The following is a 14,416-nucleotide window of genomic DNA, read 5'->3' as shown; positions in this document are numbered from 1 at the left end:
CTAATCCTCAACGTCCTCATGGGGCGCGGGAAGCGGTTCGAGGGCTACGATCATGTCGATTTCCACCGCGGCATTCTTCGGCAGCTGATAGACCCCGAGGGACGTGCGGGTGTGCACCCCGGCCTCGGCAAAGATCGAATAGAGCACTTCGGAGGCCGCGTCGGCGACTTCGCTCTGCTGGGTGAAGTCGGCGGCGCTTTGCACATAGACGTTGAGCCGCAGGACTTTTTTCACCCGCTGCAGATCGCCCAGCAACTGGGCGAGGATCGCCAGGGCGCGCATGGTGCAAATACGTGCGGCATACCGGCCGTCTTCCAGCGAAACATCGCCACCGACCCGCCCGACCACCTTCACGGTGTTGTCGATGCGGGGGATCTGCCCGCTGACGTACACCTCGTCGCCGTTCTGCACCGCGGGCACATAGTTGCCGCCGATGCGCATTTCACCGTCGAAAGCGTGTCCCAGACGCGTCGCCACCTGGTCGAACAGGGCCTTGCGTGAAGCCTCCATAGATTGCACTCCGTCGATTGCCGTTGATTTTCCAGAGCACGACTATAGCCCCTCTTCCGGGCTCCGGAGCATGGGTTGTAGCCCCGCGGGGCCGGGGCCCGAGGCGTTTCAAAGTTTTTTGGTCGGATATGTCTTATGGGGTCTTCAGAAAAATACTCAAGCGCCGATGGCTAGAGACAATGCTGCCCATTATTACTGCCCATCGGTGCATCCCATGTTCAACAAAAGCTTGAAGCAAGAGCTGTTGGCTCTACGCGAAGAACTCTCGAGCCTCCAGCAAGTAAAGGACAGTCTCGACAGCGAAATGCTGGTGCTGGTTCTCGATCCCGATGGACGCATTTTGTCGGTCAACGACAACTTCAACCTGGAAATGCTCTACAGGGGCAGCGAACTGGTCGGTCGTCACATCGAGGACATTGTGCCGGCCCACGTCAAGACCGATGAGTTCCACCACCGTTTCAAGGCGACGCTGACCCGTGGCGAGCATTTTGCCGGCGCGGTACGCCTGCTGCGCGGCAACGGCCAGGAAGCCTGGTTGCGCTCGATCTCCCAGCCGGTTCGCGATTCCCAGGGGCGGATCAAACAGTTCTCGATCTACTCCAGCGACCTGACCCGCACCATCGAAGCCTCTCGCGAGCACGAGAATCTGATCGGCGCGCTGGTCCGCTCCACGGCGGTGATCGAGTTCGACCTCAACGGCAACGTGCTGACGGCCAACGAGCGTTTCCTCCACGGCATGGGCTACAGCCTGGCGCAAATCCAGGGCAAGCATCACCGTACCTTCTGCGAGCCTGAGGAATACAACAGCGCGGAGTACCAGGCATTCTGGAAGCGCCTGAACGCCGGTGAGTTCGTCGCCGGGCGGTTCAAGCGCATCGACAGCTACGGTCGCGTGGTCTGGCTCGAGGCTTCCTACAACCCGGTGGTCGATGCCAACAACCGGCTGTACAAGGTGGTGAAGTTCGCCACCGTGATCACCGACCAGGTGAACCAGGAGCAGGCAGTCGCCGAGGCGGCGAACATTGCCTACAGCACCTCCTTGCAAACCGACAACAGCGCCCAGCGCGGCACCACCGTGGTGACCGAGGCGGTGAACGTGATGCGCGACCTGGCCAAGCACATGCAGCAGGCCGGTGAAGGCATCGAGGCGCTGAACGAGCAGTCGCTGGTGATCGGCACCATCGTCAAGACCATCAGCGGCATTGCCGAACAGACCAACCTGTTGGCGCTCAACGCGGCCATCGAAGCGGCGCGGGCCGGTGAACAGGGACGCGGCTTTGCCGTGGTGGCCGACGAAGTCCGGCAACTGGCCTCGCGCACCAGCAAGGCCACCGACGAAATCGTCGGCGTGGTACGGCAGAACCAGGACATGGCGCGCGAGGCCGTGGCGCTGATGACCGATGGCAAGGCCCAGGCCGAGCAGGGCCTGGCCCTGGCCGCCGAAGCCGGCACGGTGATCGTCGAGATCCAGGACGGTGCGCAGAAGGTGGTGAACGCCGTCGGCCAGTTCGCCAGCCAATTGTCCAACTGAGTCCTGTCCCGGACCCGGCGTCAGGCCTTTTCCAGGCCATGACGTCGGGTGCCGAGTGGCCGCCAGGTCGACGGCCACGATCTGCTCCAACGCCAGCGCGCCCTGCGCGGGTGGTTAGGAAGTTTCCTGTCTCTATGGAAGATAAATCCTAAAGAGCCTTGAGCGCGTCAAGAACGCGTTTCCAACGCCGATGGTGAGGCTGCTGCAGTCTCCAATCACAGGCTATCGGTGTATCCATGTTCAATAAACGTTTGAATCAGAAGCTCCTCGCGTTGGGTGAGGAGTTTCGTGCGCTCGAGCAGGTCAAGGAAGGTTTCGAGCGCACCCAGCTCAGTGTCGATCTCGATCCGCAGCGCCGGATCCTGGTGGCGAACCGCAATTTCACCCAGGGCATGCATTATTCCCCCGAGGCGCTGCTGGGCTGGCCCATCGACAATCTGCTGCCGGACGATGCCCGGCCCGAAGAGGCGCACTCGCGTTTCATGACGGCGCTGGCCTGCAGCGAGCCTTTCGACGACACCCTGCGTCTGCGTCGTGGTGACGGTCATGACGCCTGGCTGAGGGTGATCCTGCAGCCGATCTTCAACTCCGAGCGGCAACTCAGGTCCTTTTCCCTGATCGCCAATGACCTGACCGAAACCGTGGAAACCGCCTGCGAGCACGACAACCTGATCGCGGCCCTGCTGCGTTCGACCGCGGTGATCGAGTTCGACCTCAAGGGCCGGGTACTGACCGCCAACGAGCGGTTCCTGAGCTGCATGGGCTACAGCCTCGAGCAGATCCTGGGCCAGAACCACAGCCTGTTCTGCGAGCCGCAGGAGTACAACAGTCCGGCCTACAAGGTGTTCTGGGAGCGGCTGAATGCCGGCGAGTACGTCGCCGACCGCTTCAAGCGCATCGACAGTCTCGGCCGCGTGGTCTGGCTCGATGCCTCGTACAACCCGGTGGTCGATGCCAACGGCAAACTCTACAAGGTGGTGAAATTCGCCACGGTGATCACCGAGCAGGTCAAGCAGGAGCAGACCGTCGCCGACGCCGCGGAGATCGCCTACACCATCTCGCAGCAGACCGACAGCAGCGCCCAGCGCGGCTCTTCGGTGGTGACCGAAGCGGTGCAGGTGATGCGCGACCTGGCGACCCACATGCAGCAGGCCAGCGACAGCATCGAGGCGCTGAACGAGCAGTCGCGGGTGATCGGCAGCATCGTCAAGACCATCAGCGACATTGCCGAACAGACCAACCTGCTGGCGCTCAACGCGGCCATCGAAGCGGCCCGCGCGGGTGACCAGGGGCGCGGCTTCGCGGTGGTGGCGGACGAGGTCCGGCAACTGGCCTCGCGCACCAGCAAGGCCACCGACGAGATCGTCGGCGTGGTCCGGCGCAACCAGGACATGGCCCGCGACGCGGTGGTGCTGATGGTCGACGGCAAGACCCAGGCCGAGCAGGGCCTGGGCCTGGCCGCCGAAGCCGGCACGGTGATCGTCGAGATCCAGGACGGCGCGCAGAAGGTGGTAAGCGCCGTCGGCCAGTTCGCCCATCAGTTGTCCGGCTGATGGGCTGGCTGCAGCCAGCAGCCTGGGTGGGGCCGCTGTCAGTCCTGCCGGTCGTTTTCGAGATGGGGCGCGATCAGGGTTTCGAACCATTCGATAAAGGCGTTCAGCCGGCGCGAGCGATGGTTGCGATTGGGATAGAGCGCGGAAATCGCCATGGACGCGGGGCGAAAACCGGGCAGGACTTCCACCAGTTCGCCCCGGTCGAGCAGGTACTGCACGTCGAAGCGCGGGATCTGGATCAGGCCCAGCCCGGCTCTGCAGCAGGCGATGTAGTTTTCGGCGTTGTTGACGATCACCCGGCTGGGCAAATTCAGTTCCAGCTCGTGACCTTCGGCCAGGTATTCCCAGGGCTGTTCGCGGCCCGTGCTGGGGGAGCCGTAGCCGACCATCCAGTGACCGTCGGCCAGGTCGCCCGGCGTTTGTGGCTGGCCGTGCCGGGCCAGATAGTCAGGGCTGGCGCAATTGATCAGGGCCAGGTGGCCCAGGCGCCGGACGATCAGGCTGCTGTCGCGCAGGGTACCGACGCGGATCGCGCAATCCACGCCTTCCTGCACCAGATCGATGGAACGGTCGGTGGAGCCCAGCGCCAGCTTCAGGCTGGGGTAGCGGGCGAAAAGCTCGGGCAGGGCGGGGGCGATGAAGCGCCGGGCAATGCGGCTGGGCACGTCGACATTGAGCCGGCCACAGACGTCCAGTTGACGGGTGTGAAACAGCTGCTCGAGTTCCACCGCATCGCTCAGCAACAGACGCGCGCGCTCCAGCAGGACCGCGCCGTCGGCGGTCAGCTGAACCTGGCGCGTGGTGCGGTGCAACAGGCGCGTGGCGAGGGCGGTTTCCAGTTGCTGTACCGCTGCCGAGACGGTAGCCCGGGGCAGTTCAAGGGCGTGCGCGGCCTTGATGAAACTGCCCATGTCAGCCACCTGGATGAATACACGGTACTGCTCGAGCTTATCCATGAATGGGGCGTTGTTCCGGAGCTTGTGGGTGGTGCGCTGGGTACTGTTGTAGGTGCGAGCAAGCTCGCTCCTACGGGATCATGTCGCACCTGATGGCGATCTTTCGCAAACGCCAATCTACCTCGCCCCTTGGCGGATTACTCGGGTCGATGACAACCGTCGATCAGAAGGCCGGGCCTCACTTGGTGGTGTAGCCGCCGTTGATCAGCAGGGTCTGGCCGGTGATCCACCAGCCGTCGGTGACCAGATGACGGATGAAGGGCACCACGTCCTTGATGTCGGTCAGGCCGGTCTTGCTGAAGCCGGACAGCGCCGCGGCGGTCTTGTGGTAAGCCACGGCGTCCGCGCCTTCGGCCGGGTAGAAGAATGGCGTGTCCATCGGCCCAGGGCCCACGGCGGTCACCGAGATGCCGCGGGCGCCGAATTCCTTGGAGGCGGCGCGGGTGAAGTGTTCCACCGGTGCCTTGGCCCCGCCGTAGGCAGCATAGAACGGCGTGTAGGCGCCGAGCAGCGAGGTCACCAGCGACACCAGCTTGCCGTGGTCCTCCAGGTGCTTGCCGGCTTCCTTGATAAAGAAGAACGCGCTCTTGGAGTTGACCGCGAACATGTCGTCGTACTCGGCTTCGCTGATCTCGACTATGGGTTTTTTCAGGACCTTGCCCACGGTGTTGATGGCGATGTCGATCTTGCCGAAATGCGCCTTGGCGTCGCTGAAGAGTTGCTCCACGGCCGCGGCGGCGGTCAGGTCGGCCTGCCAGGCGTGGGCATCGACGCCCAGGTTCTTGATCGCCGCCACGGTCCGGTCGGCGTCGGCCTTGCTGGCGGCGCTGTTGTAATGCACGGCGATGGCCTTCGCGCCATGGGCGGCCAGGTCCCGGGCGATCAGGCCGCCCAGGTTCTTCGCGCCACCGGCGATCAACGCGACCTTGTCTTTCAACGAGTGGTTTTTCAAAGAATGGTCTGCCATGGAAAAGCTCCTTCAGCCTGTGAGGTGAAGGCCCAGTCTAAGCAGCCGCGAGTCAGGGATAAGCCCGGTCAATCTGGATGGATTGTCCAGGGAAATTGCCCAATCCCGACTGCCGTGCCGAACCGGGATGTCGCTACAATCGACGTTTTTCTCCTGGAGCCTTACCCATGAGCCCATCCCATCGTCGTCCGGTTCCGCTGGCCAAGGCCTACCGTCTGCTCAACCACGGGCCGACCGTGCTGGTCAGCGCCACCCATGGCGGCCAGCGCAACATCATGGCCGCGGCCTGGGCCATGCCGCTGGATTTCGAGCCGCCGAAAGTCGCCGTGGTGCTCGACAAATCCACCTGGACCCGGCAACTGCTGGAAGCCTCCGGCACCTTCGTGCTCAACGTGCCGTGCGCCGCCCAGGTCGATATCGCGCAGACCGTGGGCTCCACTTCCGGCCTGGAACTGAACCGCGACCAGGGCCGCGACAAGTTCGAGCGCTATGGCCTGGCGACCTTCGCCGGCGAGCTGATCGACGCGCCGCTGCTCGAGGGTTGCGTGGCCTGGCTCGAATGCCGGTTGCTGCCGGAACCGCACAACCATGAACGCTACGACCTGTTCCTCGGCGAAGTCATCGCCGCCCAGGCCGATGAGCGAGTGTTCAGCGCCGGCCGCTGGCATTTCACCGGGCACGATGCCTTGCGCACCCTGCACCATGTGGCGGGCGGGCATTTCCTGACGATTGGCGACTCGCTGGACGGCAAGACCCTGGCCTTGTGAACCGCCTGCGCCGCTACCCCCGTAGCCGCTGCCGAGCCCGCGAGGTTGCGATCGATCGCGCAGCGGTCGCCAAACCAGGCGCCGCATTCATCCAGCTAAACCGCGTGCGCAGGTTTGGCGAGGACTGCGTCCTCGAACGCAGCCTCGCTTCGCTCGACAGCGGCTACAGGCGGGCTTACCAGCTGACGGTGTTCAGGGCGTCGGCGAAGACCTTGAGTTTCGGCGAGTACTGACGCGACGGCGGGTAGACCAGCGACAGCGCCCGGCTGCGTCCGGAGAAGGTCTGCAGGATCGGCACCAGGCGGCCGTCGGCGAGGGCGTCCTCGACGGCGAAGTTCATCAACTGGGCGATGCCGAAGCCCCCCAGCACACCGTCCACCAGCGCGTCGCCGATATCGAAGATCAGCCGGCTGGGCACGCTGACATCGCGCACCTTGCCGTCGCGCGTGAACTGCCAGTCCACCAGGCGCCCGCTGCGCAAATTGCGCACGGTCAGGCAGTTGTGCTGTTGCAGCTCTTCCACCGTCTGCGGCGTGCCATGGCGCGCCAGATAGTCCGGGGACGCCACCGTGACCCAACGCAGCGGCGCCAGGGGCCGGGCGATCAGGCGCTGGTCCTGGATCTCGCCGGTGCGCAGGATGGCGTCGAAGCCTTCGTCGACGATGTCCACCAGCCGATCGGTCATCACCGCCTCGATGCTCAGGTCCGGGTATTGCTCGGTCAGGCGGCCGATCAACGGCATCACCACCTTGCGTCCGAACAGCGACGGCGTGCTGATTTTCAGCAGCCCGGTGGGCGAGTCGCGGCGGTCCAGCAGCAGGCTTTCGGTCTGCGCCAGTTCGGCCAGCAGCGGCGCGGCGCGCTCCACCAGCAGTTGGCCGTCCGGGGTCAGGCTGACGCTGCGGGTGTTGCGTTGCAGCAGGCGCACGCCCAGTTGCTGCTCCAGGCGCGAAATGGCCCGCGACAGGCCGGACTGGGTCAGCCGCAGATCGCCGGCGGCGCGGGTAAAGCTGCGGGTCTCGGCGACCCGGACCAGCAAACGAACGGCGTTCAGATCCATGATTAAAGTCATCACTGAAAGAGCAATGACGGTATTTATCATCTAATCAGCATCAAAGAAACTGAGGGTCCTTGATTCATCCCCCCTTTATTTTCCACACAAGGACTCGACGTGATGCCCGCCACCTCTTCAGCCAGGCCGTCAGGCTGGATGCTGCTCCTGCTGGCCAGCGCGCAGCTGATCATCGCCCTGGACGCGACCATCGTCTTCGTCGCCTTGCCGGAGATCGGCAGCCACCTGGGGTTTTCCGCGCAACAGCTGCAATGGGTGGTCAGTGCCTACAGCGTGGCCTTCGGCGGCTTCCTGCTGCTGGGCGGTCGGGCGGCCGACCTGCTGGGCAAGCGCCGTTTCTACATCGTCGGGCAAAGCCTGTACGCCCTGGCTTCGCTGGCCGGTGGCCTGGGCGGCAGCGCACTGCTGCTGGTGCTGGCGCGGGCGGTGCAGGGTGTCGGTGGGGCCATGCTGTTCCCGGCGACGCTGGCGCTGATCAACAGCCATTACCCCGAAGGGCCGGCGCGCAACCGGGCGTTCGCGGTGTGGAGCGCGGCCTCGGCGGCGGGCCTGGCCCTGGGCGCGTTGCTCGGTGGCGTGCTGACCCAATGGTGGGGCTGGGAGGCGGTGTTTCTGGTCAACGTTCCGCTGGCTGGGGCCTGTGCCTTGCTGGCCCGGCGCTGGATTCCGGCCGATGGCCAGCGCGAGCGCGGCCGGCGTTTCGACCTCAGCGGCGCCTTGACCGTGACGGTGGGCGGCACGCTGTTGGTGTTCGCCATCGTCCAGGGCCCGGAATGGGGCTGGAGCGCCCCGGCGACCCTGGGCTGCGGGGCGCTGGCGCTGTTGCTGCTCGGGGTGTTCGTGTGGATCGAACAGCGTGGCCACGACCCGCTGATGCCGCTGCGCCTGCTGGCCCATCGCGAGCTGCGCCTGGCGATGTTTCTCACGGCCTTGTTCATGAGCAGCTTCGGCGTGCAGTACTACTTCCTCGCCCTGTATTTCCAGCAGGTCTATGGCTACAGCGTGCTGCAAAGCGGCGTGGCGTTTTTGCCGGCGACGCTGCTGTGCACCGTGGGCATCTGGCTGGCCGAACGTTCGTTGCTGCGCTTCGGGCTGCGGGCGACCCTGGTCAGCGGCTTGCTCCTGGGTGCACTGGGCATTGGCAGGGTGTATGTGGCGCTGCCCGATGGGGCAGGGTTCTGGAGCCTGATGCCGGGCATCGTGGTGCTGAGCATCGGCCAGGGCATGACCTGGACCGCCATGTGGGTCTCGGCCGGGCAGGGCATCGCGCCGGGCGAGCAGGGCGTGGCGGCGGGCATTGCCTCCACGAGCCAACAGATCGGTGGCGCGCTGGGGCTGGCGCTGCTGGTGTCGCTGGCCAACGCCGGGCTGGGCGGCTCACAGGCGGCCGGCATCGAGCAGGCGGTGGGCGCCAGCGCCTTGCTCGCCCTGCTGGGGGCGCTGTTGGCCCTGCGTTTGCGAGTGCCGGCGTCTGGCTCCGAGAGCCTGGCGGCAACTGCCGAGCGCGGCTGAGTGGCAGCAGATGACAGTGCACCTGTAGCCGCTGCCGAGCGAAGCGAGGCTGCGAACGAGGACGCAGTCCTCGCCAAACCTGCGCATACGGTTTGCCTTGAAGAATGCATTGCCCGTCTTTACGGCCGCTGCGCTGCCGATCGCAGCCTCGCGTTGCTCGGCAGCGGCTACAGGGTGAGTCAGCGTGAGAGCTCAGATCCACACATCATTGGCGGCCGTGCGTTCGCCGCCTTCTTCACCGGTGTTGCGCACGCCCTTGGGTTCGATCAGCAGCAACTTGACCTCCTGTTCGGCGTACGGCTTGTGCTTCATGCCCTTGGGCACGACAAACATCTCACCCTGGTTGATGGTCACCTGGCCGTCGGCGAAGTCGATGCGCAGTTGGCCTTCGAGGACGATAAAGGTCTCGTCGGTGTGCGGGTGGTCGTGCCAGATGAAGTCCCCTTGCAGCTTCACCAGTTTGAACTGGTAGTCGTTCATTTCGGCGATGACGCGGGCTTGCCAGTGGTCGTCGAACAGGCTGAGTTTGTAGGCGAAATTCAGGCTCTGGTAAGTGATGGGCGTGGTGCTGGCCGGGTTCATGCTGCGGCTCCGTAAAGAGGGGATCGGGCCTCTACGGTAATCAGCGCGGTGCTGCGGTTCTTGTACGATTGTGCGTGCCGGGCGGCGTTCAGCGGCCGTGCATTTTCAGCCAGCGCGCTGGCGGCAGGCCGTAGGTCTTGCTGAATTGCCGGGTCATGTGGCTCTGGTCGGTAAAGCCGGCCAGCAGCGCCGCGCTGACCAGCGACTGGCCTTGCAGCAACAGCGCCCGGACCAGGTCCAGGCGGCGCATGGTCAGGTAGCGATAGGGGCTGGTGCCGAACAGCAGGCGAAAGTCCCGCGACAGGCTCCAGCGGTCGCGACCGCTGTGGGTGGCCAGTTCGTCGAGGGTGATGCTCTGGTCCAGGGCGCTGTGCATGTATTCCCGCGCCCGCTCCGCGGCCTGATAGTCGAAGCGCTGCGCCGGCCGGGAAACGCCGGACACGGCATTCAGCGCATGGGCCAGATCGAACAGCGCGTCTTCCTGTTCCAGCGGATCCAGCGGGCCGTCCATGCTGCGCAGCAAGGTGTCGGTGGCGGCGAACAAGCGTAGGTCGGTGGACAGGCCGTTCTTGATGAAGGGCAGCGGCTGGCCGCCGAGGATCTGCTGGATCAGCGCCGGCTCGATATACAGCATGCGGTAATGGAAACCGTCCTGGGTGCCGGCTTCGCCGTCGTGGACTTCATCCGGATGCAGCACCATGGTCCCGCCCGGCAGGTTATGGCGCCAGCCGCCGCGGTACTGGAAGCTCTGCACGCCAGACAGCGTGCGACCGATGGCGTAGGTGTCGTGACGGTGCAGGTCGTAGCCATGCCCGGCGAAAAACGCCTCGATACGCTCCAGCCCCCGGGCGGGAGGCGCGCGGTGGACCCAGTCTTTGCGGGGGGCGGGCTTGCCCATGAAACTGTCCTCGACACAACGTCAGGCCAGTACGGTAACCCAGGAGGGCGCACCTGTCTTCAGCGCGTCATCTGCCCGCGTCGGCTTCCTTGGCCTCTTTGCCGAGGGTGCCGAACTCGATCGGCGTCTTGATGTAGAACAGCGCAATGTCCTCGTCCTCCAGGCGTTCGAACAGCCGGGCCGACTCCTCTTCGGTGAGTGCCAGGCGGACCTCGATGGGCTGGTCGGCCAGTTCGAAAAAGTGTGCGGAGTGCAGCCGGCCGGTGTGGCCGAAGCCTTCGATGGCGGTGCTCATGGTCGCGCCGCGCAGGCCCAGTTCATTGGCCAGGTCGACGAGCCAGTCCCCCAGCATTTTGCCGTGATAGCGGCGATTCTGCTGGGTGAAGAAAATCACCAGGAAACCGTTCATGAGCGTTCTCCAATGGCCTCCATTACTTTCAGCATAGCCCCGGGGTATCGCTGGGCTTATGAATTTAATGATCGAAAAACAAAAATTAATTATTGTTTTACGATAATTAATTATTTATGGTTTCTCCCACATTCCTTCCTCTGGAGCCTTCCCATGACGTCCCAAGGTCTTGCCCGGTTCAGCCAGCGCATGTCGGCTGTCACCCTGTTACTGATCATTGCCATGCTGCTGCTCAACGCGGCGCTGTGGCTGTTTCCGCAGTTGAGCGCGGAAAATGGCTATGGGTTCGGGTTTGGCCTGAGCAATGGCCTGTCGAGCCATCTGGCTGCCGGTGCCGCTTTTCCCTGGTGGCAAACCCTGGGCGGTATTTTGCTGTCGAGCATCCCCCTGCTGGCGCTGGCCTATGGCTTGAGCCATCTGCGCCGGCTGTTCCAGAGCTATGCCCGTGGCGAGTATTTTTCCTGTGCCGCGGCGGTGCACCTGGGCAAGGTCGGCCGGGGCGTGGGGCTGTGGGTGTTGCTGGATTTTCTCTGCGAGCCGTTGCTCAGTGTCTGGGTCACCCTGAACGCGCCAGTGGGCGAACGCCTGATCAGTCTCAGCATCACTGCACCGACCTTTGTCGCGCTGTTTTTGGCGGCGTGTATTTCCATCATCGCGCGTATCCTCTGGCAGGCCAGTGAAGTGGATTCGGAAAACCGCGCCTTCGTGTGAGATCAGTATGTCAATTGTTATTCAGCTGGACGTGATGCTGGCCCGGCGCAAGGTCAAATCCAAGGACCTCGCCGCGGCGATCGGCATCACCGAGGCCAACCTGTCCCTGCTCAAGCAGGGCAAGGTCAAGGGCCTGCGGCTCGCGACCCTGGATGCGATCTGCCAATACCTGGAGTGTCAGCCGGGCGACCTGTTGATCCATGAGCCCGAGGTGGAGTAGCGTCAGCGTCCCCCCTCATGTGACAAAAGGCGGTTGTGTCATGGCGCTTGAACATTGGCTGTATGCCGGTCCGCTGCTGTCGCTGGCGCTGCTCTGGACCGTGGCCGTGGTCACGCCGGGGCCGAATTTCTTTACCACGGCGCAATTGGCCGCCAGCTGCTCGCGTCGGCATGGCATGACCGCGGCGCTGGGCGTCGCCACTGGCACGGTGCTCTGGGGCTTGGCCGGCGGCCTGGGGATCAAGTCGCTGTTCAGCGCGGCCCCGGCCCTGTACCTGGCCTTCAAGATTGCCGGCGGCTGCTACCTGATCTACCTCGGCCTCAAGCAGTTCAAGCGTAAACCGGCGCCGACCGGGGTGGGCAACGGTTTGCCTGACGAGTCGGGCCGTAGCCTGTTCTCGGCCTATCGCCTGGGCTTTCTCGGCAACATGACCAACCCCAAGTCGGCGCTGTTCGTCGCTACCATTTTCGCCACCTCGATGCCGGCGTCACCGCCGCCGTTGCTGCTGGCCCTGGCCGTGCTCACCATGGCTTCGCTGTCATTCACCTGGTACTGCTGCGTTGCGCTGTTCTTCGCCAGCCGCCGCATGGCTGCCGTCTATAGTCGTTCACGCAAATGGCTGGACCGCTTTGCCGGCAGTTGCTACCTGCTGTTCGGCGCCCATCTGGTGGCCAATCGCTGAAACCGGGGCCGGGCGCACGCCATGGATTTTCAGGGTCAGGAGACAGGACATGAGCTTCACTTTTCGCCCCGTGCAGGATCGGGATATTCCACGGATCTGCGGTTTTGCCCGGGATCCCGGCGAGTTGTTTTTCTTTTTCCCGGCGGCCAGCTGGCCGCTGACCCATGAGCAACTGCGCGACTCCATTGCCCAGCGTTCCGATTCGACAGTGATCGAGCGAGACGGCCAGGTGCTGGGTTTCGCCAACTTCTACCAATGGGGCACCCACGGCACCTGCACCATCGGCAATCTCATCGTCGATCCCGAGGCCCGCGGCGCCGGTGTCGCCGGGCAGCTGATCGGCGAGATGCTGCGCATCGCCCGGGACAAGCACCAGGCCGCGCAGGTGACCCTGTCCTGCTTCAATGACAACGTGGCGGGCCTGCTGCTGTATCCCAAGCTCGGTTTCGTGCCGTTCGCCATCGAAGAACGCCGGAACAAACAAAATCAGCGGGTGGCGCTGATTCACCTGCGACATCAGCCGGCTTGAGCGGTCCGATACAAGCGCTGAACCACTTTTTTAACGGGAACAAACCATGAGCAAGCTGCGGGTCGGGATTATTTTTGGTGGCCGTTCGGCCGAACACGAAGTGTCGCTGCAATCGGCGCGCAACATTGTCGACGCGCTGGATCGCGAACGCTTCGAGCCGGTGCTGATCGGCATCGACAAGAACGGCCACTGGCACCTCAACGACACCTCGAACTTCCTGATCAACCAGGAAAACCCGGCGCTGATCGCCCTCAACCGGTCCAACCGCGAACTGGCGGTGGTGCCGGGCAAGGCCAGCCAGCAACTGCTGGAAACCTCCAGCCAGGAACTGTTGGGCCACGTCGATGTGATTTTCCCCATCGTCCACGGCACCCTCGGCGAAGACGGTTGCCTGCAGGGCCTGCTGCGCATGGCCGACCTGCCGTTCCTGGGTTCCGATGTGCTGGGTTCGGCGGTGTGCATGGACAAGGACATCAGCAAGCGCCTGCTGCGCGATGCCGGCCTGGCGGTGACGCCCTTTATCACCCTGAACCGGGCCACCGCGGCGCGCACCGACTTTGCCCAGGCGCAGGGCAAACTGGGCCTGCCGATGTTCGTCAAGCCGGCGAACCAGGGCTCGTCCGTGGGCGTGAGCAAGGTCACCAGCGCAGCGGAGTACCACGCTGCCATCGAGCTGGCGCTGGGCTTCGATGAAAAGGTCTTGGTGGAGTCGGCGGTCAGTGGTCGCGAGATCGAATGCGCGGTGCTGGGCAACGACCGGCCGATCGCCAGCGGTTGCGGGGAAATCGTGGTCGGCAGCGGTTTTTATTCCTACGACAGCAAATACATCGACGACCAGGCGGCCCAGGTGGTGGTGCCGGCGGACCTCAGCGAAGAGGTCAGCGAGCGCATTCGCACCCTGGCGGTCGAGGCGTTCCAGGTGCTGGGCTGTTCGGGGTTGGCACGGGTCGATGTGTTCCTGACCCAGGGCGGCGAAGTGTTGATCAACGAGATCAATTCGCTGCCCGGTTTCACCCGCATCAGCATGTACCCGAAGCTGTGGCAGGCCGCGGGCATGACCTACAGCGAACTGGTCAGCCGCCTGATCGAGTTGGCGCTGGAGCGCCATGCGGCGCGCCAGGCGTTGAAAATCAGCCGCTGAATTCTGGAGTGAACAATGAGCGTTGCCACTGAAGCGTCGCAGTACCTGTTTTCCTACGGCACCTTGCAGGACAAGGCCGTGCAACTGGCCAACTTCGGTCGCGAGCTGGAGGGCAGCGCGGACGCGCTGCCGGGGTATGAACAGGCCTGGGTGCAGATCACCGACCCCCAGGTGCTGGCCACCAGCGGCAAGACCCATCACCCGATCCTGCGCCCGGGCAGCGCGGCCAGCGCGCCTATCCCGGGCACGGTGTTTCGCATTACTGCCCAGGAGCTGGCCGCGGCGGACAGCTACGAGGTGGCGGACTACAAACGCGTGAGCGTGGTGCTGCAGTCCGGGATCGAGGCGTGGGTGTATGTGAGCGTTTGAGGCCCGG

At 64.2% G+C, this 14,416-nt stretch carries 17 protein-coding genes and 2 pseudogenes; 12 read left to right on the top strand and 7 right to left on the bottom strand.

All coding sequences use genetic code 11. The annotated features are described in order from the left end of the window. Window positions 1-510 carry a RidA family protein gene (locus CXQ81_RS27815; protein ID WP_007928830.1) on the bottom strand — a complete coding sequence of 170 codons (510 nt, stop codon included), beginning with the start codon at window positions 508-510 and terminating at the stop codon, window positions 1-3. Here CXQ81_RS27815 and CXQ81_RS31865 point away from each other — a divergent pair. The 4 genes and pseudogenes from CXQ81_RS31865 to CXQ81_RS31850 all read left to right on the top strand — a co-directional run. Continuing rightward, window positions 434-1,501, top strand: a pseudogene (locus CXQ81_RS31865) (PAS domain-containing protein); the annotation flags it as partial. The gene CXQ81_RS27815 and the pseudogene CXQ81_RS31865 sit on opposite strands and share 77 nt — an antisense overlap. Window positions 1,502-1,609: 108 nt before the next feature. Then, a complete protein-coding gene (locus tag CXQ81_RS31860) occupies window positions 1,610-2,041 on the top strand; it encodes a methyl-accepting chemotaxis protein (RefSeq protein WP_232539795.1) in 432 nt (143 codons plus the stop codon). Window positions 2,042-2,277: 236 nt separating this feature from the next. Further along, a pseudogene (locus CXQ81_RS31855) lies at window positions 2,278-3,051 on the top strand (PAS domain-containing protein); the annotation flags it as partial. Beyond that, complete coding sequence (locus tag CXQ81_RS31850; RefSeq protein WP_371860915.1) at window positions 3,034-3,594, top strand: methyl-accepting chemotaxis protein; 561 nt, start codon at window positions 3,034-3,036, stop codon at window positions 3,592-3,594. The pseudogene CXQ81_RS31855 and the gene CXQ81_RS31850, both read left to right, overlap by 18 nt. Before the next feature lie 38 nt (window positions 3,595-3,632). Here CXQ81_RS31850 and CXQ81_RS27800 read toward each other — a convergent pair whose 3' ends face one another. After that, window positions 3,633-4,550 (bottom strand): LysR family transcriptional regulator, encoded by a 918-nt coding sequence (locus CXQ81_RS27800; protein WP_101339115.1) that lies wholly within the window; start codon window positions 4,548-4,550, stop codon window positions 3,633-3,635. Window positions 4,551-4,728: 178 nt separating this feature from the next. Continuing rightward, window positions 4,729-5,502, bottom strand: coding sequence for an SDR family oxidoreductase (locus CXQ81_RS27795; protein WP_101339488.1), 774 nt, complete (start codon window positions 5,500-5,502; stop codon window positions 4,729-4,731). 182 nt (window positions 5,503-5,684) lie between these two features. Between CXQ81_RS27795 and CXQ81_RS27790 the strand changes: the two genes are divergently transcribed. Then, window positions 5,685-6,284: a flavin reductase family protein gene (locus tag CXQ81_RS27790; protein ID WP_101339114.1), complete on the top strand. Its 600-nt coding sequence runs from the start codon at window positions 5,685-5,687 to the stop codon at window positions 6,282-6,284. Between the two features lie 175 nt (window positions 6,285-6,459). On the opposite strand, the gene CXQ81_RS27785 is transcribed toward CXQ81_RS27790, so the two are convergent. Continuing rightward, complete coding sequence (locus tag CXQ81_RS27785) at window positions 6,460-7,344, bottom strand: LysR family transcriptional regulator (RefSeq protein ID WP_101339113.1); 885 nt, start codon at window positions 7,342-7,344, stop codon at window positions 6,460-6,462. Window positions 7,345-7,458: 114 nt separating this feature from the next. Between CXQ81_RS27785 and CXQ81_RS27780 the strand changes: the two genes are divergently transcribed. Continuing rightward, a complete protein-coding gene (locus CXQ81_RS27780; RefSeq protein WP_101339112.1) occupies window positions 7,459-8,868 on the top strand; it encodes an MFS transporter in 1,410 nt (469 codons plus the stop codon). 192 nt (window positions 8,869-9,060) lie between these two features. On the opposite strand, the gene CXQ81_RS27775 is transcribed toward CXQ81_RS27780, so the two are convergent. The 3 genes from CXQ81_RS27775 to CXQ81_RS27765 form a co-directional block, all read right to left on the bottom strand. Further along, window positions 9,061-9,450: a cupin domain-containing protein gene (locus CXQ81_RS27775; RefSeq protein WP_007926239.1), complete on the bottom strand. Its 390-nt coding sequence runs from the start codon at window positions 9,448-9,450 to the stop codon at window positions 9,061-9,063. 88 nt (window positions 9,451-9,538) lie between these two features. Continuing rightward, entirely contained in the window at window positions 9,539-10,348 is an 810-nt protein-coding gene (locus tag CXQ81_RS27770; protein WP_101339111.1) for an AraC family transcriptional regulator, read from the bottom strand. Between the two features lie 67 nt (window positions 10,349-10,415). Next, window positions 10,416-10,757 carry a DUF190 domain-containing protein gene (locus tag CXQ81_RS27765; protein ID WP_007926241.1) on the bottom strand — a complete coding sequence of 114 codons (342 nt, stop codon included), beginning with the start codon at window positions 10,755-10,757 and terminating at the stop codon, window positions 10,416-10,418. A 153-nt stretch (window positions 10,758-10,910) separates the two neighbouring features. Between CXQ81_RS27765 and CXQ81_RS27760 the strand changes: the two genes are divergently transcribed. The 6 genes from CXQ81_RS27760 to CXQ81_RS27735 are packed head-to-tail and all read left to right on the top strand — an operon-like array spanning window position 10,911 to window position 14,409. Continuing rightward, a complete protein-coding gene (locus CXQ81_RS27760) occupies window positions 10,911-11,468 on the top strand; it encodes a DUF2975 domain-containing protein (RefSeq protein ID WP_053262637.1) in 558 nt (185 codons plus the stop codon). Between the two features lie 7 nt (window positions 11,469-11,475). Next, window positions 11,476-11,688 carry a helix-turn-helix transcriptional regulator gene (locus CXQ81_RS27755; protein WP_009050838.1) on the top strand — a complete coding sequence of 71 codons (213 nt, stop codon included), beginning with the start codon at window positions 11,476-11,478 and terminating at the stop codon, window positions 11,686-11,688. Window positions 11,689-11,728: 40 nt separating this feature from the next. Next, a complete protein-coding gene (locus CXQ81_RS27750; protein WP_101339110.1) occupies window positions 11,729-12,370 on the top strand; it encodes a LysE family translocator in 642 nt (213 codons plus the stop codon). A 49-nt stretch (window positions 12,371-12,419) separates the two neighbouring features. Beyond that, the gene (locus CXQ81_RS27745) at window positions 12,420-12,899 is read left to right on the top strand and encodes a GNAT family N-acetyltransferase (RefSeq protein ID WP_101339109.1); all 480 of its coding nucleotides are present in this window, start codon (window positions 12,420-12,422) and stop codon (window positions 12,897-12,899) included. Between the two features lie 46 nt (window positions 12,900-12,945). Further along, window positions 12,946-14,040: a D-alanine--D-alanine ligase gene (gene ddlA / locus CXQ81_RS27740; RefSeq protein WP_101339108.1), complete on the top strand. Its 1,095-nt coding sequence runs from the start codon at window positions 12,946-12,948 to the stop codon at window positions 14,038-14,040. A gap of 15 nt (window positions 14,041-14,055) precedes the next feature. Then, on the top strand, window positions 14,056-14,409 hold the full coding sequence (locus CXQ81_RS27735; RefSeq protein WP_009045601.1) for a gamma-glutamylcyclotransferase family protein: 354 nt from the start codon (window positions 14,056-14,058) through the stop codon (window positions 14,407-14,409). Window positions 14,410-14,416: the final 7 nt, after the last annotated feature.

Source organism: Pseudomonas sp. 09C 129, from assembly GCF_002843625.1.
Lineage (GTDB): Bacteria > Pseudomonadota > Gammaproteobacteria > Pseudomonadales > Pseudomonadaceae > Aquipseudomonas > Aquipseudomonas chlororaphis.
Note: the sequence above shows the minus strand (reverse complement) of the source record. Positions and strands in the feature narration are given on the sequence as shown.

What these genes read in the sequence shown, in the direction of transcription:
- CXQ81_RS27815 (WP_007928830.1), bottom strand. Translation starts at nt 510, where the DNA reads ATGGAGGCTTCACGCAAGGCCCTGTTCGACCAGGTGGCGACGCGTCTG.
- CXQ81_RS31860 (WP_232539795.1), top strand. Translation starts at nt 1,610, where the DNA reads ATGCGCGACCTGGCCAAGCACATGCAGCAGGCCGGTGAAGGCATCGAG.
- CXQ81_RS27800 (WP_101339115.1), bottom strand. Translation starts at nt 4,550, where the DNA reads ATGGATAAGCTCGAGCAGTACCGTGTATTCATCCAGGTGGCTGACATG.
- CXQ81_RS27790 (WP_101339114.1), top strand. Translation starts at nt 5,685, where the DNA reads ATGAGCCCATCCCATCGTCGTCCGGTTCCGCTGGCCAAGGCCTACCGT.
- CXQ81_RS27785 (WP_101339113.1), bottom strand. Translation starts at nt 7,344, where the DNA reads ATGGATCTGAACGCCGTTCGTTTGCTGGTCCGGGTCGCCGAGACCCGC.
- CXQ81_RS27780 (WP_101339112.1), top strand. Translation starts at nt 7,459, where the DNA reads ATGCCCGCCACCTCTTCAGCCAGGCCGTCAGGCTGGATGCTGCTCCTG.
- CXQ81_RS27775 (WP_007926239.1), bottom strand. Translation starts at nt 9,450, where the DNA reads ATGAACCCGGCCAGCACCACGCCCATCACTTACCAGAGCCTGAATTTC.
- CXQ81_RS27770 (WP_101339111.1), bottom strand. Translation starts at nt 10,348, where the DNA reads ATGGGCAAGCCCGCCCCCCGCAAAGACTGGGTCCACCGCGCGCCTCCC.
- CXQ81_RS27765 (WP_007926241.1), bottom strand. Translation starts at nt 10,757, where the DNA reads ATGAACGGTTTCCTGGTGATTTTCTTCACCCAGCAGAATCGCCGCTAT.
- CXQ81_RS27760 (WP_053262637.1), top strand. Translation starts at nt 10,911, where the DNA reads ATGACGTCCCAAGGTCTTGCCCGGTTCAGCCAGCGCATGTCGGCTGTC.
- CXQ81_RS27755 (WP_009050838.1), top strand. Translation starts at nt 11,476, where the DNA reads ATGTCAATTGTTATTCAGCTGGACGTGATGCTGGCCCGGCGCAAGGTC.
- CXQ81_RS27750 (WP_101339110.1), top strand. Translation starts at nt 11,729, where the DNA reads ATGGCGCTTGAACATTGGCTGTATGCCGGTCCGCTGCTGTCGCTGGCG.
- CXQ81_RS27745 (WP_101339109.1), top strand. Translation starts at nt 12,420, where the DNA reads ATGAGCTTCACTTTTCGCCCCGTGCAGGATCGGGATATTCCACGGATC.
- ddlA (WP_101339108.1), top strand. Translation starts at nt 12,946, where the DNA reads ATGAGCAAGCTGCGGGTCGGGATTATTTTTGGTGGCCGTTCGGCCGAA.
- CXQ81_RS27735 (WP_009045601.1), top strand. Translation starts at nt 14,056, where the DNA reads ATGAGCGTTGCCACTGAAGCGTCGCAGTACCTGTTTTCCTACGGCACC.